The following is a 23,391-nucleotide window of genomic DNA, read 5'->3' on the forward strand; positions in this document are numbered from 1 at the left end:
ATTTTTCGTGCTATTCGATATTCAAGACCTAACTGCTCTTGTACTATCTTCATGAATGTTCCATGTGGCTCATTCTCCTTAAGAATAATCAGCCGTTTCCCCGCCTCCAGCATGGCTTCGGCACTTTGCGCCATATAGAAGCGGGCTTCATGCACAATCCTTTCCCGTTCATAGGGTAGCCCATCCCCAAAACGTGCCATTACTTCCTGTTGGGCGCTGTTTTCTGCATTTTTTTCAGGGTATGCAATTGCCCCCCCCCCCCCCGCAATCGTGATATTGTCCGCCGTAGTTACAGACAGGCTGGTTGCCGCTTTTTTCTTTGCCATACAGGTCTCCTTTAGGCCGATAACAGCCAGTGGTTTTTTACGGCAATAAAGAACATACAAAAACAAACAAAAAAGACTTTACATTATTTTGAATGCCATTGTATATTTATTTTTAACTTTTTATGACGGAGGTAACACCATGTCACTGCAACACCCCGCCGACTTTAAGCGCAATTTTTATGATCGTGTCTATCAGAACTACCCGACGGTGGCGGCGTGGGCACGCCAATCCGGCTTCAAACCCTATCAGGTTTATATGTTGCTTGATGGCTCCTGCCAGGGCTGGCGCGGGGAAGCCCGCAAAATCAAACAGGCGATTGAACAGATAATGGGTTCTCCCATGCCATCGGGAAAAAAGCGCCATAAAAAATAACATTCGCCCGTTTCACTGACGGTAACACAATTTCCATTAATGAAAAAGAGGCATCCGATGAAAAACACCTTATTACTGCACCCTTCTTCACGCACACGACGGGCGCTGCGTATTTTGAAAGCCATGAAAGGGCATTACCGCGATGGCCTGTCCAATAAAGCCCTGGCGGCGCTAATCAATGACTCTGCGGCCAATATCAGTCGCACCCTGCCATTTTTAGTGGAAGAAGGAATGATTGAGAAGCGCTTCAATGGGAATTACGGCCTCGGTGAGGAATTGATACAGATTGCCCTGGCCTTTTTTGATGAAACCGAACGGGCGCAAATCAAGATGGCAGAAAGGCATGGCCGCTGCGTAGCATCAGCGTCAAAACCGTAAGAGGAAAAAATAATGGGTAGAAAAGCGTTACCGATAACGGCTGAAATTGCCCCCGAACAGCCTTTGGCACCGGATTTAATGAACAACCTTAATGCCCTGGCTGAACATCAGCAGGCCATTATGGATAAGTACGGCGAGGGGTTGCCCTATGAACGCGAGCGCATTGTGCATGAAGCGCGCTTCTATATGGCACAAAGTGCCGAAGCCATGCTGGAGGCGGGGAAACGGCTGATTATTCTTAAGGAGAATGAGCCACATGGAACATTCATGAAGATAGTACAAGAGCAGTTAGGTCTTGAATATCGAATAGCACGAAAAATGGCACAAGCAGCATTGAAATATCTTTCACCGACACTTGAGTCAAAGGTGAATACGTTTTCAGGTTTAGGCCGTTCAAAACTCTATGAACTCATGCTGGAAGACGACGATGATCTGGCGGAATTGGCCGAAGGCGGCACCATTGCGGGCTTGACGCTAGACGAAGTTGATCGCATGTCGGTGCGGGAACTAAAAGCAAAACTGCGTAAAACGGAAAAGTCACTTGAAGCCAGCCGCCGTCTGGCCAATGAGAAAGATCAAAAGATCAATGAACTGAGCGAAAAACGCCTGCTTAATCAGCATCGCCCGTTAGGGGAAGAAGGCATACGCCAGCTCCGTGAAGAAATTGGCCTGGTGGGCTTTGATGTTAAAGCCATATTAATGGGGCGCTTTCGGGAAGGGCTGGAAAAACTGAGCAGCCACAGTGGTGATATCACATCCCACGCCGACTATTTAGCGGGCTTGCTTAATGATATTGAGTTTGAAATCAATGTGTTACGTAGTGATTTTTCGTTACCCCACCACGCAGTATCAGCGTTGGTGCCTGACTGGACAAAAGCCGATGCGGATGCCGACGATGCGGATTTTCAGTTACCGGAACACCTGCGCGGCACCGGACAGGATAATGTCGAGGAGGTGGTGCAATGAACCCCATCCTGACCGAACGTCTGTTAACCATTGCCCAGACTGCTGAAAGAGCCGGGCATGGCGGCAAAGACGCGGTGTATCAGACAGGCTGTCAGGCACTCGGTATTTCCAAAGCCACGCTGCTGCGAAAAATCAAACAGGTCAGTTATAAACCGCCGCGCAAGCAGCGGGTGGATTATGGTACCAGCGCCCTGACACGCGACGAAGCCCTGCTGATATCCGGCGTCATCATGGAATCTGAACGCAATAATGGTAAACGCCTCTACAGTCTACAGCAAACGGTTAATGACCTGCGGGCGAACAACCTGATTGATGCCGGGTATATTGATAATGAAACTGGCGAGTGGTTTCCGCTGTCGGTCGATGCCATCAGCCGGGCACTGTACCATTATCGCCTGCATCCCAACCAGTTACGGGTACCTGCCCCGTGCGTTCAATTAAAAACCGGGCATCCCAATCATGTCTGGCAGCTGGATGCGTCGCTGTGTGTGCTCTATTACCTGAAAAATCCCGCCAAAGGGCGCACCACGCGCGATAGCGGCCTGCGCATGATGAGTGAGGCCGAGTTTAACAAGAACAAGCCCAAAAATCTGGCCCGTATTGTCAATGACCGCGTCTGGTCATTTGAACTGACCGACCACACCAGCGGCTGGATTTACGCCGAGTACCGCTTCGGCGGCGAAACGGCACAAAACTTTACCGATGTGCTGATTAATGCCATGCAGGAGCGCAGTGGGGCCGACGTATTACATGGTGTACCGCGTATCCTTTATACCGACCCCGGCTGCGCGCTGGTCTCAGCCACGATGCGCAACCTGTGCAAAACCCTCGGTATTCAACTTATCGCCCATAAAGCCCGTAATGCCCGCGCCACCGGCTCAGTGGAAAAGGCGCGCGATATTCTGGAGTGTAGTTTTGAATCCGGCCTGCGGTTTGTGCAAGTCGATAATATTGATGAACTGAACCACCGGGTCGGGTTATGGCGTAAAAAGTATAACCGTACCGCGCTGCATCGCCGTACCGGCATGACCCGTACCGACAGCTGGCTACGGATCACTCCGCAGCAGTTAATCAAGGCACCACCCGTTGAAGTGTGCCGCGAACTGGCGGTGAGTCTGCCGGAAAACCGTAAGGTCAATGACTATCTTCGCGTGTCATTTGGGAGCAAAGAATATGACGTTAGGGGTGTGCCGGGTGTTTGTAACAACGATTGGCTACAGATAGTCCGTAACCCTTGGCGCGACAGTGAAGCACAGGTGGTGATAATCAATGAGGACGGCATGGAAGTCTTTTACCGGGTACCGGAAGTGGTGAAAGACGAGTACGGTTTTCCCCTCAATGCCCCAACATTAGGCGAATCCTTCAAGGCATTACCCCACACCCCGGCGCAACACCATCTGGCGGAAGTCGAGCAGGCGATGTATGGCACCACCTGTCCCACCGAAACCGCTGCCGCGCAAAAAGCCAAAGCGCTGCCACTGGGCGGTCGCTTTAACCCTTATCTGGACAATGAACGCGATACCCCACCCATTTACCTGCCCAAACAGGGCCAGGCTTCCACGGTTTGCGCGCCACGTTTTGAAGAACGTTTAAACCCGGTCGTGGTGGTTCAACAGTTGCGCGCGCGTTTCCAGGCGGCGGGCAAGACCTGGCGCAGTGAATTTTACACCACGCTAACCCAACGCTTCCCGGACGGCATACCCGCTGACCAGGTCGACGCGCTGGGTGATGAGCTGATGGCCCAGTCCACCGAGGTGGTGGTCAGTCTGGCCAGTCACGGTTAACGGGAGGCCATCATGCTGAAACTCAAAACCCTGTTACAACACCACAACCTGACCCAGGCAGCACTGGCCCGTGCGCTTGACCTTTCCGAGGCGACGCTGGCGCAAATAGTCAATCACCATCAGTGGCCGAAACAGGATACCGACGCACTAAAACACCGCATCCGTGGCTGGCTAAGTGACCAGGGCATCGCGGCGGACGACTGCTTTGACGGGGTCACATCCAGCAGCAAGGAAAAGCACACACCACCTAGCAACGAGGAAGACACCATGTTACTGAAAAAACAGGTATTACTGACTGCCACCAAAAAGCATTTTGGGCTGTTTCGTGCCCCATTTGACGACAACGCGGTACAAGGTCATGAAGATGTGTTTTTAACCCCTGAAAGTCGTTATGTGCGCGAGGCGTTGTACCAGACCGCCAGCTATGGCGGCTTTATCGCGGTTATCGGTGAATCCGGCTCGGGTAAAAGCACGCTGCGACGTGACCTGACTGACCGCATCTATCGGGAAAACGCCCCGGTGGTGGTGATTGAACCCTACGTGCTGGCGATGGAAGACAACGACCATCAGGGCAAAACCCTGAAAGCCGCCAGTCTCGCCGAGGCTATTGTCCATACCCTGGCCCCACTGGAAAAACTCAAACGCTCGCCGGAGGCCCGCTTTCGTCAGCTACACCGACTATTAAAAGAGAGCAGCCGCGCCGGGTACAGCCATGTACTGGTGATTGAAGAAGCCCATTGCCTGCCCATCCCGACCTTAAAGCACCTTAAACGCTTCTTTGAGCTGGAAGACGGCTTTAAAAAACTGCTGTCCATCGTCCTGCTGGGACAACCCGAACTGGGCGACAAGTTATCCGAGCGCCTGTTAGCGGTCAGGGAAGTGGTACAGCGCTGCGAGGTAATTGACCTGCCGCCGCTAGATGAACACTTGAACGACTTTCTTGATTTCAAGTTTAAACGCGTCGGCGGCGACCTTAGCAAAGTCCTTGGCCCGGATGCGATACCGGCACTGCGTCAACGCCTAAGCTGGCTGCGCCCGAAAAAAGACACGCCGGTCAGCCTGCTTTACCCCTTGGCTATCGGCAACCTGCTGACCGCCGCCATGAACCTGGCCGCGCAAAACGCCATCCCGGTTATCGACGCCAATATTATTCACAGTGTGCATTAAAGGAGGCTTTTATGCTGAACCCCGCCGTGACCATTAAAAACCCGTCAGCGATGACCTACCAGGCCATCCAGCAGCAGTTCAGGCAATGCCTGTCGGTGATGGATAAACTCAGCCAGGAAGGTTTTATCGTCAGTCAGTTTACCGTTGATGGCTATAGCCGTCCGACCCTTACCCTGCTGCATGACCGACGGTGTGATGCGTTATATAAAAACGGCCATGCCGTTCGCTATGCCCTGGGTACTGACCGTCAGGGCCGCTGGGAAAAATACCAGTTCCTGCAAGATAACTGCCGAATCACCTGGGAGGTACGTTAATCATGACAACACGCCCTGTCCGTATTACCGCTCGCCAATCGGTTTATTTGGCAAAGACCGTCGATATGCCGGAACAGGACGATGAAACCTATTTGTCGATTTGCGAGAACTGCCGTGATTTTGATGAACAAGACCAGCGTCTTGGTGAAATCGCGACCCGATACAACATGAATTTATTTGAGCATATTCAACACAGTGACGCCCTGGAAGACATTATTTTCGAGCGCGTTTAATTCCCGACGTTGTTAATGAAAAGGTAAAAAAGATGGCAAAGAAAATAACGCGGCTTAAAGCCGCGGCGGGTGCCTGCACGCCGCAAACCCGTGAGCAGGTAATAAACGATATTAAAAATCTGGGCGATATCCAGCGGGAAATGACCCGACTGGAGACAGAGATTAATGATGAAATTGCGCGGTTAACCCATCAACATGCGGCTGATATTGAAGCCAGGAAAGCCCGCATCACCCTGTTGCAAAGAGGTATCCAGACCTGGTGCGAGGCCAACCGTGAGGCGCTTACCCAAAACGGCAAAACCAAAACCGCCAACCTGATAACCGGCGAGGTGTCATGGCGTAACCGCCCACCGTCCGTTTCGGTAAAAGGGGTGGATGATATCATTCAGGCGCTGGAAGAAAACGGACAGACCGACTGCATTATTCGCAAAGCACAGCTTGATAAAAATGCCCTGCTCAAAAATCAGGACACTATCCAGCGACTGAATATTCCCGGCATTACGTTTCGCAATCAGCTTGAGGATTTCATTATTACGCCCTTCGAGCAGGAGGTGACCTCATGAGCTATCAGGAAATAAAACCTCTGCGCCGCCAAATTGAAAGGCACATAAACCGCGCCATGCATCACCTGCAGGCAGACCATTCTGCCGCCGCGTATTGTGAATTTCAAAATGCCTTCGAGATATTGGCCGAACTCATCGTCGCCTTAGATAAGGAAAACACGTTATGACCATTACCTGCATCAGCTGCCATCAGGCAACGCGACGCCTGAATCCTACCCAGGCCGAGATCATCCAACAACCGGAAAGCGGCGAGTGGGGGATTGACCTGTTACTGACCTGTCCACACTGCGGACAGCGGTATAGCGCCTGGGTACTTAATTGGGATGTCGTGCCGCTAAAAGGTATCACGGCAAAGTCGCCATCAACACCACCCCATCATCAAACGCACGAGGTAAATAAACCATGAACCTTGACCTTTGGTTAGTTTTTTTAGGCGGTGCCTTGCTCAGTGCCGTATTACCCGGCGCTGGCGCTATCCTCACGCTTAACCATGCCTTCCAGCGGGGATGGTGCAAGACGCTACCGCTTATTGCCGGTCAGGCGACCGCATTAGGCTTGATGGTACCCATTGTGGCACTAGGCACGGAAGCGTTGCGCGCTTCAGCGACAGCCTGGCTGTTACTGAAAGGCATTAGCGTACTCTGGCTACTGTTTGCCGCCTACCGAACCTGGCGCGCACCAGTCATCATGGATGCTTACGATGTCGTGACATTGACCCGCTGTGCGCAACGGTTCTGCTGGGGTTTTCTGACCGATATCACCAACGCCAAAGCGCTCGCCTTCCTACTTGCCACACTACCGGTCTTTCTTAATCCGTCCCAATCGTTAGGGCCACAAATTACCCTTATGACTCTGACGATGGTAATGGTCGATGCGCTGATGATGACGCTTTACGCGCTCATTGCCGCCCGCTTGCGGCCTTATTTTCAATCGCCCGAAACCCGCAAACAACAAAACCGCCTGTTTGCCGGTTTCTTGGTGTTCATTGCGGTCAGCCTTTGTTTTATTGAACATCCGACCTTAATTCAGTGAAAGAGGATAAATTATCATGTGGATATTAATTTTAGCCCTATACGCCAGTCCCTATGCCGGTAATGCTTTTTCCACGCTGCATACACAGGCGTTTGACACGGCAACCGCCTGTCAACAGGCCGCCAAACAGTTCGCAGAAAAATTTGAAACCTTCAAGGATATGGATGCCAAGGCGATTTGCGTGAAGAAGTCATAGCGGAAAAGCGGCGTTTACTGCATTCAATTGTATAATAACGATATTCATTTTATAATCCTTCAAAACCCGAAGGATTATTTTTTTATTCATGGCATAAGGAATCCTGACCCCGACCACAACGATAAAGGACGCCTCCGATGACCCGACAAAAATACCTGCAGTTAATCCATATTGCCGCCCACCACCTCAAACTGGATGACACGACTTACCGCCAGATGCTGCACAGGCTAACGAGGAAAACATCAGCAAAAGCCCTGAATATCGGTCAACTGGCGCAAGTGTTAAACGCCCTAAAAGCCAAAGGTTTTCGTATCCAGCCGACTCAACCCACGACGAAAAAGCAGACCGACCGTCCGCAAATCCAGAAAATGCAGGCCCTGTGGCAGGCAATGGCCGATGAGGGCATTGTCCGGGATGCGTCAGCAACAGCCCTGGCCCACTTTGTTAAACGGGAAACCGGCGGTGATTCGCCTTACTGGCTAGATAGCCAACAGGCCAGCCAGGTTATCGAGAAACTCAAGCAGTGGCAAAAACGCGTGGCAAGGACAACCTCATGCTAGAGCATACCTTTCGCAGTAAAGGGCCGGAGTTACTGGTTGAGCTGGCCGACCACACGGCGCAGATCGTCAGACAGATTATCGATGTTGACCCCGCTGTTGCCAGCCAGATAGGCGATGCCGTCGCCAGTCAAATGATGGCGGTATGGGGCGGGCAAAATGTCTATTTCCCGATGGGGCTGATGTGGAAAATAAACCAGCGCGACCGGGAGATATTTGCCGACTTCAATGGCCATAACCACCGCGCCCTGGCACGCAAGTACGAAGTCTCGCTACAGTGGATTTATTCCGTGATAAAACGGGTTAAAAAAGAAGAAATTGCTCGCATCCAGGGCAATCTGTTTGAAGATGAAGATAAGCCGTCTCGATGACTGTTTCTCGTTTCACATAGTGAAACGTCGGAGAGAAAAATATAACCTATACACCAGATAGTGAGCATTGGTTTAATGCTAACCAAACAATAGAAGGATATTTCATATGCTCGATTCATCACTGCTAAATCTGCCCTGGGCAACATTGGTGACGCTGGCTTCTGGCTATGTTGGATACTTTATTGCCAATGTTGGTCTGAAAGAGCACCACAAAACCGTTGACATAACGTTTTCGACATTAGTTTTTGGTCTTATATCTGCAACCGCTTATGAATCCGTCACCGTATATGCGGTTTACTGGTCAACCCTTGTAGCGCTGGTTACCGCAATAATAACAGGAGCCGTATGGCGTAAATACGGGCGTAGATGGATGTACAAGCTCATGCGCGCCTTAAACATCTCATGGTCTGATGGCACCCATTCCGCGTGGCAGCAGCTGTTCGGGCAGATTGAGTACCGAGCCACTGAAGTGTTTGTTATTCTCAAGGATGGCAGCGGGTTATTATCGCGGCCTCTGGCTCGTTTTGAAGGGCTCCCTAATGGGCCGTTTGCGCTGGGCAATACGGGAGACGTCATTCTTTATGTAACACACCATAGCGCACCAGATAGTGATGAATGGCGCGAGTTTGCTGGTGTGATCGATGACTCCTGGGGGGCGCTGGCGACCTACATTCCTGCAGAGCAAATAGCTAGGGTGGAAATTAGGAGGAACAAGATTAAAACTGCATCCACGCCTCCTAAGGTTTAGCTATCACTCATTTTTTAGGACGGATACCAGGCGGGTTATTTGACTGTTGCGATGGGGTGGGTTTATTCTCCTTGCTGGCATCTTTTTCAAACGTGACTACTCGGTCATTTTTGGGATTCTCTGTAAAGTCGGAACTATCATGATTGTTGTTCTTGGTCGTCATGGAAACTTCCTCTAAATGAAATCAATCGTAGTAGATTCGATTCTATACTCAACATACTTCAAGATGCAGGCGACTATTCAGCAAAAAGCACGGGTAGTAAGGCCGTTAAGCTTCCTTTCCCTGCATCTTGAAGTTTATTGAGTATAGTTCAGTAAAGAGGATGGTTTCAATTAATGGGTTTTAAAACATGATTTCTGTTTCACTATGTGCAACTTAATCCCTCTGACTTGTCCCAGATAGATCCAGTTTGTCCCAGGTAGATCCACATTTATCGCACGTTTCCCGTTTAAATATCTCACGTCCTATCAGGTTGTACAACATGATGTCGGCATTTAAAAAAGATGAAGAATTTGGTTATACTGAATGTAATATAGTACCTGAATTCAGTCAAAAACCAACTCTATATATACCGCAGGCTATTTAATATATATCCTTCACGAGTTTCGCACAGGCCTATAAAATTCTAGAAATGGCTTGAAAGTAATGATTAATCTGCAAGTTACTGAAATGCATAAATTCACTTAATTTACAATAAGTTATATTTAATTTATAAGGTTTTATCTATTTACATATTATGCTGAATTAAACTTAAAAATAGAGCGTTTTTTTATTGGTGCGAAACTCGTGTCCTTATTTAATAACGAATAAAATAATTTATTAACATTAAATAAGCCAGTTGTTAAAACTGGCTTATTATTTAATTGTTGTGACAGTTTATTAAATAGTTTAATCGCAATATGTAATTTTAATCGCTAACCCACCTTGTGAAGTTTCACGATATTTGGCATTCATATCTTTGCCGGTTTCATACATGGTTTCAATTACTTTATCCAGACAAACACGCGGATCACTAACCCGACGTAAAGCCATTCGGGCAGCATTAACCGCCTGAACTGCTGCAATCGCATTACGCTCAATACAGGGAACCTGGACTTGACCGCCAACCGGATCACAAGTAAGCCCAAGATGATGTTCCATACCAATTTCTGCTGCGATACAGACTTGGGCAGGACTACCTACCTCCCATTAATTCGGTTAGCGCAGCTGCGGCTATAGAACAGGCCACACCAACTTCACCTTGACAGCCAACTTCAGCACCAGAAATTGAAGCATTCATTTTATAAAGGGTGCCGATAACGCCAGCAACCAAAAAGAAGCGGGTATAGGAATTTTCGTTAATGGGGCGAATAAATTTATCATAATAAGAAAGTACGGCTGGAATAATACCACAAGCACCATTGGTCGGTGCGGTAACCACTCGTCCACCGGCTGCATTTTCTTCATTGACTGCCAAGGCGAACATATTGATCCAATCAACAACCGCCATCGGATCCGTTGTCGTATTATCGGAGGTGACTAGCATTCTTCTTAATGCTGCTGCACGGCGTGGTACCCGAAGTGGGCCTGGTAATAGGCCTTCGGTATTAACACCTCGTTCGATAGCTTGCTGCATAACCTGCCAAACTGCATCGAAATGAGTTTGGATTTCTTCTTTACTCCGCAGCGCTAATTCATTTTGCATCACCAGTGCAGAAAGTGAAAGGCCGGTATCTTTACAGTGCCGTTGTAGATCAGCTGCTGACTGGTATGGATAAGGCACTTTAACCGGCGATCCACTTTCTTGACCAAAATGCTGTTCATCAACGATAAAACCACCGCCAATAGAATAATAGGTATTACTATACAGTTTATCTTCAGCTGCGAAAGCGGTAATTACCATACCATTTTCATGCAGTGGTAGATTGGTGGTATGAAAATTCATACCACCTTGTGTAGGAAAATCCACTACATGTTGTCCATTGGCAAGTAATAAGCGCTGAGTTTGTTCAACATTTTTAACAAAAGTGGAGATAGAATCGATAGCTACCGTATCGGGTAGATTACCGGCTAATCCCATAATAATGGCAATATCAGTGGCATGTCCTTTACCGGTTAAAGATAATGAACCATAAACATCAACGCTAATACGCTTTACAGAAGTCAGAATCTCTTTTTCAATTAGATCATCAACAAATTGTTTCCCGGCTTTCATTGGTCCGACAGTATGAGAACTGGATGGGCCAATGCCAATTTTAAAAATATCAAAAACACTACTCATATTTTATTCGCCTCCTTGTTAAAGGCGCTAATTTTTAGTAATAAGCTGGCCGAAGAGTTGAAGTTAATATTGCGGCTTTACGATATTTGGGAAAACTAATTCATTTATTCCAATAAATTAAAGCCATCCCAAAATCATTAAACCACGAGTTTAGCACAAAACTAATTTGGGTACGCTAATAAAACACGGATTTGCTCAGTAATAGCACTTTTGATTACGTCCCAATTTTGTTGATAAAGGGTTATTTTTTCAGATATACGACGTTTATGTTGTTCAAACCACGCAGAAATAGCGAGAAAAATATGATTTCTTTGCGCTCGGCTCGTGCGAGCCTGACAGCGTTCAATACCACAGTTTTGTTTAACTTCTCGATGATAAACTTCAACAGACCAACGGGCATCCATGATAGATTTGAGGTATTGACGGGTGGGATTCTCTTTGTTTGTTACTATGTAATCAATACGGCCGTTTTTGGCTGTAAATTTGAAAACGGTTACCCAACCATATCCTCGCAAGTGTATTGACGTTCCTTCTTCTGAGATGTCTAACTTGTTCAGTTGTTTGTTATGGTTAACAATCCTATTTTTCCTCAGCGTGGTTACCCAGATCCAACCATGAGAGCGAATTGATTTCAGGTTATCCAGGCTAGAATACCAAGCATCTATCACTACGGCTTCTGGCATGATCCCTCTTTTTTTAGCAAGAGTGAGCATTTCGGAAAAGTGCGTGTTTTTTGTTTTTCCATCAGAATCTTTATCATAAATACGATAATTGATAGGAATTGATTCAACCTTCGTCAGATCATGCCAAAGCAAATTAACTAAACCTATGCCAGCAATAACCTCATGTTCATTACCTGAATATTGATAATGGACCATCACTATTTTTTTACTACGTGTTTTGGCAATCAATGTATCATCGGCAATTAGTACGCAAGGGCTTTTTTTGTCTATAGAAGGTTCAACTAATCGCCATAGGTCTTTAGGTCTAAAACATCTACTTTTTAGCCATCGGCTAACAGTGTCATGAGATAAAGGCGATGGGCTTACTTCTGATAACGCTAAACCAGAGTATCTTAAACTGCTTACTTGTAAGAATGTTTTATAGATATCTTTAATACATGGATAACCCGACAAAATATGAACACCCTGATTTTTTCTTGTTTTTAAATTTATACTTCTTTTTTGGAGATTGCGAAACTCGTGTTAACTAAACCTATGCCAGCAATAACCTCATGTTCATTACCTGAATATTGATAATGGACCATCACTATTTTTTTACTACGTGTTTTGGCAATCAATGTATCATCGGCAATTAGTACGCAAGGGCTTTTTTTGTCTATAGAAGGTTCAACTAATCGCCATAGGTCTTTAGGTCTAAAACATCTACTTTTTAGCCATCGGCTAATAGTGTCATGAGATAAAGGCGATGGGCTTACTTCTGATAACGCTAAACCAGAGTATCTTAAACTGCTTACTTGTAAGAATGTTTTATAGATATCTTTAATACATGGATAACCCGACAAAATATGAACACCCTGATTTTTTCTTGTTTTTAAATTTATACTTCTTTTTTGGAGATTGCGAAACTCGTGTAAACGTTAAAGAAATAATTTATATACTGCAGCTGAAATAGCGATAATACCGACAATGACTACAAAAATATTACTAATATGACCAGAATACTTACGCATAGCGGGTATTCTACTAATTGCGTACATTGGCATCATGAATAATAAAATTGCAATAACAGGTCCACCTAAACTTTCAATAATGCTCAGAATACTTGGATTTAAAGTAGCAACTAACCAGGTAGTGACTAACATAAAAATCGCAGTTGCTTTATTTAGTTTTTGGATATTGATTGTTTTACCTTTTGCCCGATAAGCACGTTCAACCAAACCATTAAAACCCTCACGCGCACCGAGATAATGTCCTAGGAACGATTTTATAATTGCGACGAAGGCAATTAGTGAAGCGGCAAATTTAATAAAAGGTTTATCGGAATAGCCAGATAAATAGTCGAGGATACTGATGTTTGCCGCTTTTGCTTTTACCAAATCAGCAGGAGATAAAGTAAATACACAGCTAAAAACGAAAAACATTACGGTTATAACCATTAAAATATGTGCTGAAGCTAAAATTCGAGAAGCTTTTTGATCCGCATGCTCGCCATATTCTTTACGGTTAGCAACGGCAAATGCAGAAATAATAGGTGAATGGTTAAATGCAAAGACCATAACAGGGATAGTTAACCAAATCGTAACCAACATACTCTGGTTATTTTCGGTACTATCCATATTAATATTGGAGAATGAAAGTGTTTCTAATGCAGCGCCATGCCAGTGAGGGATCATATAGAGTGAAAATATCACCAAAACCGCAATAAACGGAAATACTAGCATACTCATTATTTTGACTATATATTTCTCACCCAGGCTAACAATAGCCATGATACCACCGACAAGAATAAGTGCTAATAGCCAGCGCGGTGGAGCATTAAAACCGAGGAGTTCAACGATGAAATTCTCGACATTATTGGTAATTGATACGCCATATACCAATAAGATAGGATAAATAGCAAAAAAATAGAGCAGTGTGATCCAATTACCGGAAGAACGGCCAAAATGTTCTTCTACAACCTCAGTAATATCGCCATTAGGTTTTGAGCCGGATAATACAAAACGGGTTAAACCGCGATGGGAAAAAAAGGCCATTGGAAATGCGAGTAACGTCATTAGAATGACGGGTAATAGGCCACTCATACCTGCGTTAATGGGTAAAAAGAGTACACCAGCACCGATTGCAGTGCCGTATAAACCTAACATCCAAACTGTATCATTTTTACGCCAAACTTTTACGTCCTGGTGTGCATATGAGGAAGTGATGGAATCAACTCGAGTTGTATCCATGGTAATCTCCAAAATATAAAACGAGAAACAAAAAATAGTAAATTTTTAATGTATGAAAACCGCTCAATATAATTATGATTGCAGGTATATTTATACAATATTCTTTATCTACATAAACAAAATATATAGTTAAAATTTATGTAAATAAAGTAACTGATTATTCTAGTAAAGGTTAATTGCGATACTATACCACATTATGGTTTAGTGTCATTATCACAATACTGTTTAGAATCAATTTTATTTGTTTTTTTATATGTCAAAATTATATTTTAGTTTCTCAGACGCAAATCATATTATTTATCGGTATAAAGTTCCGTGATCAGCATCACAAAAGTATAATCATCTATAGCTTTTTGTTAATTAGTATAATTTTTTTGTTTATATTTTGTTAAATTTAGCTATTCTTAGTTAATATTTACTTAAAAGTTGTTTTAATAAATATGATTAATCATTCAGTTAATAAGCTCAATTTTTGATAAAAATATTTTTATTAATTTTTATAATGTATATAAATAAACGGGGAATTTACTGATAATATTTGCCGCTTTCACTTAGTTATAATCATTAATTGATTTATTGTTGGTTATTGGCTGTTTCCATTTTAAACATCATATTATTGTTTTTTTACTTTTGTACGAAAAATACTTTATTTTTATTAACTTGCCATTTAGATTTCATAGTAAAATGATTTCATTCTAAGATATAACCGTTATAAATTAATAGCCTAAATTTAAATGATAAATGGCATAAATATTAAATCTAGCAATGTTTAATTCTATTTTAGTAAAATCAGATAATGTTATTTTATTTAGGTAACGCTTATCATAAATAATTATCTGCTTATTTAACTTATTAAAAATGTTGAGTGATAAAATAGCCTCGTTAAAATTGATAACTTATTGAATTAACAGAGGCTACTTATGTATATATTTAAATTATCTTAGTATTCAACCTCTAATCCAACCTTTTTTAATTAAAGGCGAAAATAAGATTTGATAAGCTTTTATTATATATGGTAGTAATTTATCGCCACCAATTTTCCAGATTGTTTGACTAACTCCACAAGCTATAATCGCAACCAAAAATGCGCCTGCCATATCTAAAGGCCAATGTACACCGAGAAAAATTCTAGCCCACGCAATTGTGAACGCCGGTATAAATAATAACAGCCCAATCCAATTTCTTAACCAGAATAAAAAGCCAAAAGCGAAGGTAAAAGCAATAGTAGCATGATTACTGGGAAATGATGGTGTTGGGGCATGAGCAAGAAAATGTTGGCCTATCCCCAACATAAAAGGTCGTTCTTGTGGGAAAATTACGCCAATAAAACCAGAAATAGCTAAACCGATAATAACTGCGAGAGCGGTTTTACAGACAAACACTCTTTGGCGAACTAAATTTTTCGATGATCCCCAAGGCCAGCAAGCAATGGTAATTAAGGGAAATATAAGAATGAGTCGTTTAGCCAAAAAAATTGCCAGTGTTAATGTACCAATGGATGTAATTGGGGTGGCATTAATAAAACTAAACAAACTTAAGTTAATATCGTTTAGCAAGGTAGAGCCCTCATTGAATATGTATCCTGATTATTTATATTACACGAGTTTCGCACAAAACTAATTTGGGTACGCTAATAAAACACGGATTTGCTCAGTAATAGCACTTTTGATTACGTCCCAATTTTGTTGATAAAGGGTTATTTTTTCAGATATACGACGTTTATGTTGTTCAAACCACGCAGAAATAGCGAGAAAAATATGATTTCTTTGCGCTCGGCTCGTGCGAGCCTGACAGCGTTCAATACCACAGTTTTGTTTAACTTCTCGATGATAAACTTCAACAGCCCAACGGGCATCCATGATAGATTTGAGATATTGACGGGTGTGATTCTCTTTGTTTGTTACTATGTAATCAATACGGCCGTTTTTGGCTGTAAATTTGAAAACGGTTACCCAACCATATCCTCGCAAGTGTATTGACGTTCCTTCTTCTGAGATGTCTAACTTGTTCAGTTGTTTGTTATGGTTAACAATCCTATTTTTCCTCAGCGTGGTTACCCAGATCCAACCATGAGAGCGAATTGATTTCAGGTTATCCAGGCTAGAATACCAAGCATCCATCACTACGGCTTCTGGCATGATCCCTCTTTTTTTAGCAAGAGTGAGCATTTCGGAAAAGTGCGTGTTTTTTGTTTTTCCATCAGAATCTTTATCATAAATAAGATAATTGATAGGAATTGATTCAACCTTCGTCAGATCATGCCAAAGCAAATTAACTAAACCTATGCCAGCAATAACCTCATGTTCATTACCTGAATATTGATAATGGACCATCTCTATTTTTTTACTACGTGTTTTGGCAATCAATGTATCATCGGCAATTAGCACGCAAGGGCTTTTTTTGTCTATAGAAGGTTCAACTAATCGCCATAGGTCTTTAGGTCTAAAACATCTACTTTTTAGCCATCGGCTAACAGTGTCATGAGATAAAGGCGATGGGCTTACTTCTGATAACGCTAAACCAGAGTATCTTAAACTGCTTACTTGTAAGAATGTTTTATAGATATCTTTAATACATGGATAACCCGACAAAATATGAACACCCTGATTTTTTCTTGTTTTTAAATTTATACTTCTTTTTTGGAGATTGCGAAACTCGTGATATTAGATAGCCAAGGGTAAAATGTCTTTTACATAGGGTAAAGTAAGTTTGGTAATATTTTTATAAAACTTATTCATTTATTAAAAGAATTCGATGCTCAGGGCGTGGGCGTCCGGTTTTTTGATGACGGGACAAGCAGCTGATGGTGAAATGGGAAAAATAGTCGGCACCACTCTCTGTACCGTGGCTCAAATTTAACGACGGAGAATACTGGCGCGCACGAATCAAGATAGACAGGAGGGGAAGTTTAAAAGTATCGTTTTGGCCGCAGGCGTACCATCGATAGCAACATTGTGTTGGCCCTTCATCAGAAAGGTACTGGCCAACAGAAATTGCCCGTCAGCTCAATGTTGCCTGATCTACGGTTTATAAAATTGTGAAATACGAAAAGGCCGCTAGAGCGGCCCACATTTACATAATAACAATATGATAGTAAAAGATTTTATATATCATATAGCCCTTGCAAATGATACCCTTTTTGTATGCGCTTAGTCGGAGATTAGCATTGCGAAGAGCATTTTACGAATTTGGCGTTATAGACAGATTCATCGTCGCTGACGAAGGTGGCTTCTCCCGCTTTTGGGCTGTCTTTCAATATTCCCAGTAGCTCAGCCTGCACCAGCCGTCCATCAAACTCTTTGCCTTTTTCATTGAACGCTTTGTAGCAGCCGACATCACCGGTTAATTCAATTGGCTGATCAATTACACTATATACAACAACATTAAACGTTTTTTCATACTTCGGCTGCCCTTCAATCACCACCGTACCTTCTGAGGAGGGAATAGCTTGGATGATCAGTTTATTATGTAAATCTTTTGCTGCTATGGAAGAAAATGAGAGTAGAACAAGTGAAGAAAGAAGGACCTTATATACCGTTTTCATTGACAACCTCCTTTATGAACATGAACAATTAGTCATTTATTCGGCAGCCAGATTACGGGGTAAATAAGAGTAAAACAAGCGAGGAAAGAAGAACTGTAGCTACGTTTTTCATTAACTTCCTTCTTCATGAACAACTAGTCATTTATTTGGCAATCAGATTTGAGGTAAAACTTAAATCCTGACTTAATGGATATTATTTAATACTTACTACGCGGTTATAATTTTTTTACCTAATTTGCGGCAATTTGTATCCATATTGGTAATCACGGTGGTGAACGTCAAATTATTGTAACCTTGCGAGGTCGATTAGATAGTATGAATAAAAAACCGATAGTTTAAATAGGACATAATTTAAACTATCGTATTTCTCAATAATTTGGGGACATTCAAAGAAAAGCAGTGGCATAAGTTAAGACTATTTATTATTCATAAAGTTCTTAAAGAAGAAAAAAAGCATTTTTTGATCAAAAAATGCTTTTATCATTTGTGCCTGAAACTTAACATATAAAATTAAAACAGAAAATAATTTTAATAAAATCAGTTAATTAAGATAGTAGATGTTTTTTTTGCGTAGGCTTCAAAGTCTGTACAACCACCAATATGTTGCTCATCAATAAAAATTTGCGGAACAGTCTCAACAGGTTTACCCGCTTTTTTAGCTAAGTCAGCTTTAGTGATTCCCTCCGCTTGTATGTCAACATAATTATAATCAAAATCATCACGTTCATGTTTTAATTTTTCTGCTAATTCTTTTGCTCGGACGCAATAGGGGCAACTAGAGCGACCAAAAATGACAGTAAACATCATATCTCCTTCAACTAAATTTTATTTATTATCTACAGTTCAATTACTATGCCTATAGTTAGCGTCAAAAAAAAGCACAATTTATATTTATTGCTATTTGAAATGTTAACAATTACCTAATATAACAGGATAGTGTTTTTTAACAGGAAACATAGATTGTTATGAGCAAAAAAAATTATCCGCTATGCGTTCTTTCGGTGATATGCCTAAATTTGTGATAATACTCGAAGTTATTGGTTTATTATTACTGTTATTGGTCTATTTAGTGATAAATAACTATATTGAATTAGCTGCTTTATTTATGAAAAAAGGTGTTTTGCTTGCTATGATTATGCTAGCAATTGGTTGTATGATACCGGCCATCGTTCATATTGTTTGGCGGGCGCTGCCTAAGCTTAGTTTTTTCGGCATTGACCAACAAAAAAATAGTTCGAAACATCCCCAACGCAAGCTAAAAGCTAAACAGTGTAATCATCGCAAGATGGATTAAATTATGAGTAGGAATGGCTCGTTAAATATGATTTAACATGATAAAATATGGTCTGTTTTTGGTTTAAGATGATAGATAGCGAATTTTCTTAGGTAGAATTGTTAGTATTTTGTGTAAAATAAGGTTAATTAATGGATTCGATTTGTTTCCCTGACATAGCTAAATTGCGAGAGTGGCTTGTTCAACTCAAAACTTCATATTTTGAATGTGATAATTGCCAGGCATTGCATTTGCCACATATGCAAAATATTGATGGTATTTTCGATGCTAAAGTTGATATTGTTGAAAACATATTAGTTTTCTCTATTTTGGCTGAACTCAAACCGACATCGATTATTACCCTATTAGCAAATTTAAGCCAAATTAATGCCAGCTCATTAACGGCAAAAGCATTTATGGAAATTAATGATGAAAATTTGCCTAAACTAGTGGTTAGTCAATCTTTTTCGTTATTGGCTGGCATGACTTGTAATCAATTCTCCAGTTTCCTTCAGCAAGCAGAAGAGCAGATGGCGGCTATTATTTTCGAAGTTTATAACAATGATCTACTGTATAGCGGTCAAGAAGATATTGACGATGAAGAGCTATCAGAGCCACCTTTACCTGCCCGCTTTCTGCTACATTAAGTTATAAAAATAGATGCAATCGGCATCTGCCATTCATGTGGATGGATAATGGATTATCTATTTTACATTTATGAAGATTAAAAGAATAACAATAAATCTCAGACTATTTATTACTTTAAAAGGTCCGGCTATTTTGCTAGATTCTTTTTATTCCTGTTAACCGCTTCGTTTGCATTTTATCTACCAAATAATATTCGAATAATAACCGCTTTCTAAAAGGAATTAGAATATGATCAGTTCATCGCAATCTGCTAGTGTCAATAATATTGAATCTTCCGTTGCTTCCAGTCCTAATTTTGATCCGATAAAAGTAGAAATCGATAAAAAAATCGACAATAAATTTGTATTGGTTTTTAGTGGATTTTCTGGCATGGGATATGAAAATACAGACACGAGTTTCGCACCAATAAAAAAACGCTCTATTTTTAAGTTTAATCCAGCATAATATATAAATAGACAGAATCTTATAAATCAAAAGCAACTTATTGTAATTTAATAAAATTTATGTATTTTAGTAACTTGAAGATTAATCATCGATTTTAAGCCATTTCTAGTATTTTATACGCCTGTGCGAAACTCGTGACAGAAAAATTACAAGACTATATAACAAAAGAGATAAAACAAAATATTGATGAGCATGGGATTCATAATTTACTTATTGTTGCCGGCGCGACTCCTGAAGGTATTGGCTGTGTCTATGATATTGCTAAAAGGGGTAAGCACTTTTGGCATTGTTTCACAACAAGCTTCAACGAATAGCCTATCAAAAAATTGTGAGAGTGTTATGCAAATAAAGGATCCAGATAACAGCTGGAAAGTTTTGGATGATTCTGGTGATTCTTATATGGCACGAGTTTCGCACGGGCATATAAAATTCTAGAAATGGCTTCAGAATAATAATTAATCTGTAACTTACTAAGACGTATAAATTTACTTAAATTACAATAAGTTATTTTTAATTTATGAGATTTTTTCTATTTATATATTATGCTGAATTAAACTTAAAAATAGAGCGTTTTTTTATTGGTGTGAAACTCGTGTATGGTATACGCTGCAAGTAAAAATGGATGTTTTTTATCGTTTGGTGGTGGCAGTGTTACTCTAAGTGAATTAGAAGAAGCGGCTGGCAAAGGTATTAAAACAAAAATTTTTCCTGAGTTTTTGCCAGATCCAATTAATTTAGACGGTAAATTAGCGCAAGGAAAAACAATGGCTGAAATATGTTCAATACAAACAAAATATACAAAAGAGATATAGTATAAAAATAATCTCTTCAGCTGATTTACATAAACGAATAAGGCAATATATTTAGCCCGCCATTTATTCTTAATAGCTAGGGTAGTTTGCTATCTTACAAAATGGAGTGATTATTTTAATTGTAAAAACTCTCAGTCTCTTGATGGTTATATTGGATTAAACAAAAAAACATTTATCAAGTGGTGTTCAGTGTTATTGATATCTTACATATTATAGATTTTAGACGTTAAAGATTAGCACACATTGAACACATCAAGTCTTTGCGTAATTAGTTAAAAAATTACCATAAATATAGTTTTCTTTATTAGAAGGCTAGATTTATTTGGTTAAATTTTTTCAAAAGATAAAGTGTATTGTTCAAGCCAACGCATTAATAAAGTCAAAATGCCATTCACGCATAAATAGATAATTCCCGCTGCAATAAAAACATCGACATTATAAGTTTGGCCAAAAATTTGTTGGCTATATCCCATAATTTCTAATAGCGTTATGGTACTTGCTAGTGAAGTGCTTTTAAAGATAAGGATCACCTCATTAGAATAGGATGAAAGTGCACGTTTAAGCGCGTAAGGCAAAATAATTCTTAGGGTTTGGTAATTTGACATACCTAACGCCTGACAAGATTGCCAGCTAGCTTTAGGAATTGCTTTTACTGCACCATGAAATAATAAGGTGGAATAGGCGGCGCTATTAAGCGCTAACGCTAACAGGGTACAAACCCATGGAGTAGAAATCAATGCCCATAATGCAGGGTACTCTTTTAGTGCGGGAAATTGACCGGGTCCATAGTAAATCAAAAAAAATTGAACCAGCAAAGGAGTGCCGGTAAATAGCGTAATATAGCCTTGAATAATAGCTGAAAAAATCGCTGTTTTTAACGATAAAATAATAGTCAAAAATAGTGCTAACAAAAAGGCAATCAGTAACGCGCATAATGTTAATGATAGACTGGTTGGTAAGCCTGGCAGCAATGACATGATTAAATCGATCATTTTGCGACTCCCCGTTCAAACTGAGTTGTGCGTAATTCAATGCGACGTAAAATAAATTGACTTACCAGGGTGATAACCAGGTAGATTAATGCTACAATTAAGTACCAAGTAAAAGGTTCCTGAGTACGATTGACAATCGTTTTGGTTTGCAACATCAAGTCATTTACGCTAATCAGTGAAACCAATGCAGTATCTTTTAGCAATACCAGCCATTGATTGCCTAAGCCAGGTAATGCATGACGCCACATTTGGGGCATAATAAGCCGTAGGAAAGCAATATTTCGATTGAGACCCAATGCATGAGCTGATTCCCATTGGCAGGATGGTATCGCTTTTAGGGCGCCTCTTAAGGTTTGCGATGCATAGGCGGCATAGAGTAGAGCAAGAGCAACAACACCACATAAAAAAGGGATAAAATCGAATTCACTATTTTGTGGGAAGAACCATTCAGGATCAACTTGCCAGGTTGTTTGCCAGAAAATGAAATTAATATTAATGCCGTCACCTAACAACATAATAAATTGTAATGTGCCATAGTAAACGAACAGCACAACTAATAATTCAGGTAATCCGCGAATTAGAGTCACCCAGCAAGAACCAAGCAAGGCTACAGGCCGCCAGCGAGCAGATTCCCAAGCAGTAAATAACAGGGCTAATAATAGCCCTAGTATCAAAGCGATACCAGCAAGAGTAATCGTCAAACCGGCGGCATTTATTAGAAACAACAGATTATTCATCACGATAATCGACTATTTTGCAACCATTTTTGATAGATAGCATCATAGGTGCCATCTTGTTTTAATTGTGCTATTGCTTTATTTAATTTATCTAGCAGCGCTTTGTTTCCTTTGCGTACCGCAATACCCAGACCCACACCAAAATAATTAGCATCTGTTATTTTTTCACCCACGGCGGCAAGGTTTTCGTTACCTTTTGTTTTTAACCATTCCGTTGTAACAGCGGTATCTCCAAACACAGCATCTATACGGCCATTTTGTAAATCGAGGATAGCAGTTTGGTAATTATCATACGGGACAGCTTGCATCTCTTTATGCTGTTGGCTGATATATTTTTGATGGGTGGTTCCATTTTGCACGCCAACTTTTTTACCTTTTAATAATGATATTTTATTAATTTTATTTTTTACTGCGATAAATGTTGCTGAGTTATTATAATAACTATCAGTAAAATCAACTTGTTTTTGCCGCTCTGGGGTAATATCAATTCCAGCCATCAAAGCATCAAATCGACGCATTTTCAAACTGGGGATTAAGCTATCAAAAGATTGATGAGTAAATGTACAGTTGGCATTGAGTTTTTTACATATAGTATTGGCCAGATCAATATCAAAACCGACAATGTTATTATTGGCATCAATTGATTCGAATGGGGCATATGTTGCTTCAGTTGCAAAGCGTATCGTCTCTTTTGGTGAGGCTAATACTGATATGGATAGGCTGCATAAGATAATAGTTAACAGTGATTTTTTCATTACGTT

Annotated in this window: 30 protein-coding genes and 4 pseudogenes; 21 read left to right on the plus strand and 13 right to left on the minus strand. The window is 41.5% G+C overall.

Going from position 1 to position 23,391, the window contains the following annotated elements; all coding sequences use genetic code 11:
- A pseudogene (locus V3224_RS19500) lies at nt 1-326 on the minus strand (hypothetical protein); the annotation flags it as partial.
- 139 nt (nt 327-465) lie between these two features.
- Between V3224_RS19500 and V3224_RS19505 the strand changes: the two are divergent.
- From V3224_RS19505 to V3224_RS19575, 15 genes are all read left to right on the plus strand, one after another.
- Nucleotides 466-699 carry a hypothetical protein gene (locus tag V3224_RS19505; RefSeq protein ID WP_026821883.1) on the plus strand — a complete coding sequence of 78 codons (234 nt, stop codon included), beginning with the start codon at nt 466-468 and terminating at the stop codon, nt 697-699.
- A 57-nt stretch (nt 700-756) separates the two neighbouring features.
- Nucleotides 757-1,077, plus strand: coding sequence for an IclR family transcriptional regulator (locus V3224_RS19510; RefSeq protein ID WP_334469232.1), 321 nt, complete (start codon nt 757-759; stop codon nt 1,075-1,077).
- Between the two features lie 12 nt (nt 1,078-1,089).
- Nucleotides 1,090-2,043 (plus strand): DUF3102 domain-containing protein, encoded by a 954-nt coding sequence (locus V3224_RS19515; RefSeq protein WP_334469234.1) that lies wholly within the window; start codon nt 1,090-1,092, stop codon nt 2,041-2,043.
- Nucleotides 2,040-3,827: an integrase catalytic domain-containing protein gene (locus V3224_RS19520; protein WP_334467737.1), complete on the plus strand. Its 1,788-nt coding sequence runs from the start codon at nt 2,040-2,042 to the stop codon at nt 3,825-3,827. The genes V3224_RS19515 and V3224_RS19520 overlap by 4 nt, the downstream gene beginning before the upstream one ends.
- Nucleotides 3,828-3,839: 12 nt before the next feature.
- Nucleotides 3,840-4,994, plus strand: coding sequence for an AAA family ATPase (locus tag V3224_RS19525; protein ID WP_334467739.1), 1,155 nt, complete (start codon nt 3,840-3,842; stop codon nt 4,992-4,994).
- A gap of 11 nt (nt 4,995-5,005) precedes the next feature.
- On the plus strand, nt 5,006-5,308 hold the full coding sequence (locus V3224_RS19530) for a hypothetical protein (protein WP_334467740.1): 303 nt from the start codon (nt 5,006-5,008) through the stop codon (nt 5,306-5,308).
- A gap of 2 nt (nt 5,309-5,310) precedes the next feature.
- Nucleotides 5,311-5,541 (plus strand): hypothetical protein, encoded by a 231-nt coding sequence (locus tag V3224_RS19535; RefSeq protein ID WP_334467742.1) that lies wholly within the window; start codon nt 5,311-5,313, stop codon nt 5,539-5,541.
- 32 nt (nt 5,542-5,573) lie between these two features.
- Nucleotides 5,574-6,104, plus strand: a complete 531-nt coding sequence (locus V3224_RS19540; protein WP_334467744.1) for a host-nuclease inhibitor Gam family protein — start codon at nt 5,574-5,576, stop codon at nt 6,102-6,104.
- Nucleotides 6,101-6,271: a hypothetical protein gene (locus V3224_RS19545; protein WP_334467745.1), complete on the plus strand. Its 171-nt coding sequence runs from the start codon at nt 6,101-6,103 to the stop codon at nt 6,269-6,271. Before V3224_RS19540 ends, V3224_RS19545 begins: the two co-directional genes overlap by 4 nt.
- Nucleotides 6,268-6,510, plus strand: a complete 243-nt coding sequence (locus V3224_RS19550) for a hypothetical protein (RefSeq protein WP_334467747.1) — start codon at nt 6,268-6,270, stop codon at nt 6,508-6,510. Before V3224_RS19545 ends, V3224_RS19550 begins: the two co-directional genes overlap by 4 nt.
- Nucleotides 6,507-7,136: a LysE family translocator gene (locus V3224_RS19555; RefSeq protein WP_334467749.1), complete on the plus strand. Its 630-nt coding sequence runs from the start codon at nt 6,507-6,509 to the stop codon at nt 7,134-7,136. The genes V3224_RS19550 and V3224_RS19555 overlap by 4 nt, the downstream gene beginning before the upstream one ends.
- Nucleotides 7,137-7,152: 16 nt before the next feature.
- The gene (locus tag V3224_RS19560; protein ID WP_334467751.1) at nt 7,153-7,332 is read left to right on the plus strand and encodes a hypothetical protein; all 180 of its coding nucleotides are present in this window, start codon (nt 7,153-7,155) and stop codon (nt 7,330-7,332) included.
- Nucleotides 7,333-7,469: 137 nt separating this feature from the next.
- Nucleotides 7,470-7,892, plus strand: a complete 423-nt coding sequence (locus V3224_RS19565; RefSeq protein WP_334467753.1) for a gp16 family protein — start codon at nt 7,470-7,472, stop codon at nt 7,890-7,892.
- Nucleotides 7,886-8,260 (plus strand): Mor transcription activator family protein, encoded by a 375-nt coding sequence (locus V3224_RS19570; protein WP_334467755.1) that lies wholly within the window; start codon nt 7,886-7,888, stop codon nt 8,258-8,260. Before V3224_RS19565 ends, V3224_RS19570 begins: the two co-directional genes overlap by 7 nt.
- Nucleotides 8,261-8,366: 106 nt before the next feature.
- Nucleotides 8,367-9,008, plus strand: a complete 642-nt coding sequence (locus V3224_RS19575) for a hypothetical protein (protein WP_334468105.1) — start codon at nt 8,367-8,369, stop codon at nt 9,006-9,008.
- 7 nt (nt 9,009-9,015) lie between these two features.
- Here V3224_RS19575 and V3224_RS19580 read toward each other — a convergent pair whose 3' ends face one another.
- From V3224_RS19580 to V3224_RS19610, 7 genes and pseudogenes are all read right to left on the minus strand, one after another.
- The gene (locus tag V3224_RS19580) at nt 9,016-9,171 is read right to left on the minus strand and encodes a hypothetical protein (protein WP_334467759.1); all 156 of its coding nucleotides are present in this window, start codon (nt 9,169-9,171) and stop codon (nt 9,016-9,018) included.
- Nucleotides 9,172-9,897: 726 nt separating this feature from the next.
- Nucleotides 9,898-11,269, minus strand: a pseudogene (locus tag V3224_RS19585) (L-serine ammonia-lyase).
- 161 nt (nt 11,270-11,430) lie between these two features.
- A complete protein-coding gene (locus tag V3224_RS19590; RefSeq protein WP_334472344.1) occupies nt 11,431-12,405 on the minus strand; it encodes an IS701 family transposase in 975 nt (324 codons plus the stop codon).
- A 68-nt stretch (nt 12,406-12,473) separates the two neighbouring features.
- A pseudogene (locus V3224_RS19595) lies at nt 12,474-12,794 on the minus strand (IS701 family transposase); the annotation flags it as partial.
- Nucleotides 12,795-12,869: 75 nt separating this feature from the next.
- On the minus strand, nt 12,870-14,180 hold the full coding sequence (locus V3224_RS19600; protein ID WP_334472346.1) for a serine/threonine transporter: 1,311 nt from the start codon (nt 14,178-14,180) through the stop codon (nt 12,870-12,872).
- Between the two features lie 947 nt (nt 14,181-15,127).
- A complete protein-coding gene (gene ybjG, locus V3224_RS19605) occupies nt 15,128-15,736 on the minus strand; it encodes an undecaprenyl-diphosphate phosphatase (protein ID WP_334472347.1) in 609 nt (202 codons plus the stop codon).
- A 60-nt stretch (nt 15,737-15,796) separates the two neighbouring features.
- Complete coding sequence (locus V3224_RS19610; RefSeq protein ID WP_334472348.1) at nt 15,797-16,771, minus strand: IS701 family transposase; 975 nt, start codon at nt 16,769-16,771, stop codon at nt 15,797-15,799.
- 138 nt (nt 16,772-16,909) lie between these two features.
- Between V3224_RS19610 and V3224_RS19615 the strand changes: the two are divergent.
- Nucleotides 16,910-17,199: pseudogene (locus tag V3224_RS19615) on the plus strand (recombinase family protein); the annotation flags it as partial.
- 141 nt (nt 17,200-17,340) lie between these two features.
- Here V3224_RS19615 and V3224_RS19620 read toward each other — a convergent pair.
- Nucleotides 17,341-17,724 (minus strand): DUF4354 family protein, encoded by a 384-nt coding sequence (locus tag V3224_RS19620; protein ID WP_334472349.1) that lies wholly within the window; start codon nt 17,722-17,724, stop codon nt 17,341-17,343.
- A gap of 537 nt (nt 17,725-18,261) precedes the next feature.
- The gene (locus V3224_RS19625) at nt 18,262-18,528 is read right to left on the minus strand and encodes a GrxA family glutaredoxin (protein ID WP_334472752.1); all 267 of its coding nucleotides are present in this window, start codon (nt 18,526-18,528) and stop codon (nt 18,262-18,264) included.
- Nucleotides 18,529-18,712: 184 nt separating this feature from the next.
- Here V3224_RS19625 and V3224_RS19630 point away from each other — a divergent pair, with 184 nt between their 5' ends.
- The 5 genes from V3224_RS19630 (at nt 18,713) to V3224_RS19650 (ending at nt 20,901) form a co-directional block, all read left to right on the plus strand.
- A complete protein-coding gene (locus tag V3224_RS19630; protein WP_334472350.1) occupies nt 18,713-19,018 on the plus strand; it encodes a DUF1418 family protein in 306 nt (101 codons plus the stop codon).
- Between the two features lie 131 nt (nt 19,019-19,149).
- The gene (locus V3224_RS19635) at nt 19,150-19,644 is read left to right on the plus strand and encodes a YbjN domain-containing protein (RefSeq protein WP_334472351.1); all 495 of its coding nucleotides are present in this window, start codon (nt 19,150-19,152) and stop codon (nt 19,642-19,644) included.
- A 229-nt stretch (nt 19,645-19,873) separates the two neighbouring features.
- Nucleotides 19,874-20,089, plus strand: coding sequence for a hypothetical protein (locus V3224_RS19640; RefSeq protein ID WP_334472352.1), 216 nt, complete (start codon nt 19,874-19,876; stop codon nt 20,087-20,089).
- Nucleotides 20,090-20,223: 134 nt separating this feature from the next.
- A complete protein-coding gene (locus V3224_RS19645; RefSeq protein WP_334472353.1) occupies nt 20,224-20,403 on the plus strand; it encodes a hypothetical protein in 180 nt (59 codons plus the stop codon).
- 282 nt (nt 20,404-20,685) lie between these two features.
- Nucleotides 20,686-20,901, plus strand: a complete 216-nt coding sequence (locus V3224_RS19650) for a hypothetical protein (protein ID WP_334472354.1) — start codon at nt 20,686-20,688, stop codon at nt 20,899-20,901.
- Nucleotides 20,902-21,227: 326 nt separating this feature from the next.
- Here the strand turns inward: V3224_RS19650 and artM are convergent, their stop codons facing one another.
- From artM to artJ, 3 genes are read right to left on the minus strand one after another with little or no spacing between them, the layout of a single operon-like run.
- Nucleotides 21,228-21,893, minus strand: a complete 666-nt coding sequence (artM, locus tag V3224_RS19655; protein ID WP_334472355.1) for an arginine ABC transporter permease ArtM — start codon at nt 21,891-21,893, stop codon at nt 21,228-21,230.
- The gene (gene artQ / locus V3224_RS19660; protein WP_334472356.1) at nt 21,890-22,630 is read right to left on the minus strand and encodes an arginine ABC transporter permease ArtQ; all 741 of its coding nucleotides are present in this window, start codon (nt 22,628-22,630) and stop codon (nt 21,890-21,892) included. The genes artM and artQ overlap by 4 nt, the downstream gene beginning before the upstream one ends.
- Entirely contained in the window at nt 22,630-23,385 is a 756-nt protein-coding gene (gene artJ / locus V3224_RS19665) for an arginine ABC transporter substrate-binding protein (protein ID WP_334472357.1), read from the minus strand. The genes artQ and artJ overlap by 1 nt, the downstream gene beginning before the upstream one ends.
- Nucleotides 23,386-23,391 lie beyond the last annotated feature (6 nt).

Source organism: Arsenophonus sp. PmNCSU2021_1 (assembly GCF_036919435.1).
Classification (GTDB): Bacteria; Pseudomonadota; Gammaproteobacteria; order Enterobacterales; family Enterobacteriaceae; genus Arsenophonus; species Arsenophonus nilaparvatae.

Excerpts from the sequence above, each read along its gene's own strand:
- V3224_RS19550 (WP_334467747.1), top strand. The coding sequence starts at position 6,268 with ATGACCATTACCTGCATCAGCTGCCATCAGGCAACGCGACGCCTGAAT.
- artQ (WP_334472356.1), bottom strand. The coding sequence starts at position 22,630 with ATGAATAATCTGTTGTTTCTAATAAATGCCGCCGGTTTGACGATTACT.
- V3224_RS19540 (WP_334467744.1), top strand. The coding sequence starts at position 5,574 with ATGGCAAAGAAAATAACGCGGCTTAAAGCCGCGGCGGGTGCCTGCACG.
- V3224_RS19530 (WP_334467740.1), top strand. The coding sequence starts at position 5,006 with ATGCTGAACCCCGCCGTGACCATTAAAAACCCGTCAGCGATGACCTAC.
- V3224_RS19565 (WP_334467753.1), top strand. The coding sequence starts at position 7,470 with ATGACCCGACAAAAATACCTGCAGTTAATCCATATTGCCGCCCACCAC.
- V3224_RS19560 (WP_334467751.1), top strand. The coding sequence starts at position 7,153 with ATGTGGATATTAATTTTAGCCCTATACGCCAGTCCCTATGCCGGTAAT.
- V3224_RS19635 (WP_334472351.1), top strand. The coding sequence starts at position 19,150 with ATGGATTCGATTTGTTTCCCTGACATAGCTAAATTGCGAGAGTGGCTT.
- V3224_RS19515 (WP_334469234.1), top strand. The coding sequence starts at position 1,090 with ATGGGTAGAAAAGCGTTACCGATAACGGCTGAAATTGCCCCCGAACAG.
- V3224_RS19570 (WP_334467755.1), top strand. The coding sequence starts at position 7,886 with ATGCTAGAGCATACCTTTCGCAGTAAAGGGCCGGAGTTACTGGTTGAG.
- V3224_RS19505 (WP_026821883.1), top strand. The coding sequence starts at position 466 with ATGTCACTGCAACACCCCGCCGACTTTAAGCGCAATTTTTATGATCGT.
- V3224_RS19510 (WP_334469232.1), top strand. The coding sequence starts at position 757 with ATGAAAAACACCTTATTACTGCACCCTTCTTCACGCACACGACGGGCG.
- V3224_RS19630 (WP_334472350.1), top strand. The coding sequence starts at position 18,713 with ATGCGTTCTTTCGGTGATATGCCTAAATTTGTGATAATACTCGAAGTT.
- V3224_RS19580 (WP_334467759.1), bottom strand. The coding sequence starts at position 9,171 with ATGACGACCAAGAACAACAATCATGATAGTTCCGACTTTACAGAGAAT.
- V3224_RS19575 (WP_334468105.1), top strand. The coding sequence starts at position 8,367 with ATGCTCGATTCATCACTGCTAAATCTGCCCTGGGCAACATTGGTGACG.
- V3224_RS19555 (WP_334467749.1), top strand. The coding sequence starts at position 6,507 with ATGAACCTTGACCTTTGGTTAGTTTTTTTAGGCGGTGCCTTGCTCAGT.
- V3224_RS19650 (WP_334472354.1), top strand. The coding sequence starts at position 20,686 with ATGGTATACGCTGCAAGTAAAAATGGATGTTTTTTATCGTTTGGTGGT.
- V3224_RS19600 (WP_334472346.1), bottom strand. The coding sequence starts at position 14,180 with ATGGATACAACTCGAGTTGATTCCATCACTTCCTCATATGCACACCAG.
- V3224_RS19545 (WP_334467745.1), top strand. The coding sequence starts at position 6,101 with ATGAGCTATCAGGAAATAAAACCTCTGCGCCGCCAAATTGAAAGGCAC.
- V3224_RS19525 (WP_334467739.1), top strand. The coding sequence starts at position 3,840 with ATGCTGAAACTCAAAACCCTGTTACAACACCACAACCTGACCCAGGCA.
- V3224_RS19625 (WP_334472752.1), bottom strand. The coding sequence starts at position 18,528 with ATGTTTACTGTCATTTTTGGTCGCTCTAGTTGCCCCTATTGCGTCCGA.
- artJ (WP_334472357.1), bottom strand. The coding sequence starts at position 23,385 with ATGAAAAAATCACTGTTAACTATTATCTTATGCAGCCTATCCATATCA.
- V3224_RS19520 (WP_334467737.1), top strand. The coding sequence starts at position 2,040 with ATGAACCCCATCCTGACCGAACGTCTGTTAACCATTGCCCAGACTGCT.
- artM (WP_334472355.1), bottom strand. The coding sequence starts at position 21,893 with ATGATCGATTTAATCATGTCATTGCTGCCAGGCTTACCAACCAGTCTA.
- V3224_RS19535 (WP_334467742.1), top strand. The coding sequence starts at position 5,311 with ATGACAACACGCCCTGTCCGTATTACCGCTCGCCAATCGGTTTATTTG.
- V3224_RS19640 (WP_334472352.1), top strand. The coding sequence starts at position 19,874 with ATGATCAGTTCATCGCAATCTGCTAGTGTCAATAATATTGAATCTTCC.
- V3224_RS19620 (WP_334472349.1), bottom strand. The coding sequence starts at position 17,724 with ATGAAAACGGTATATAAGGTCCTTCTTTCTTCACTTGTTCTACTCTCA.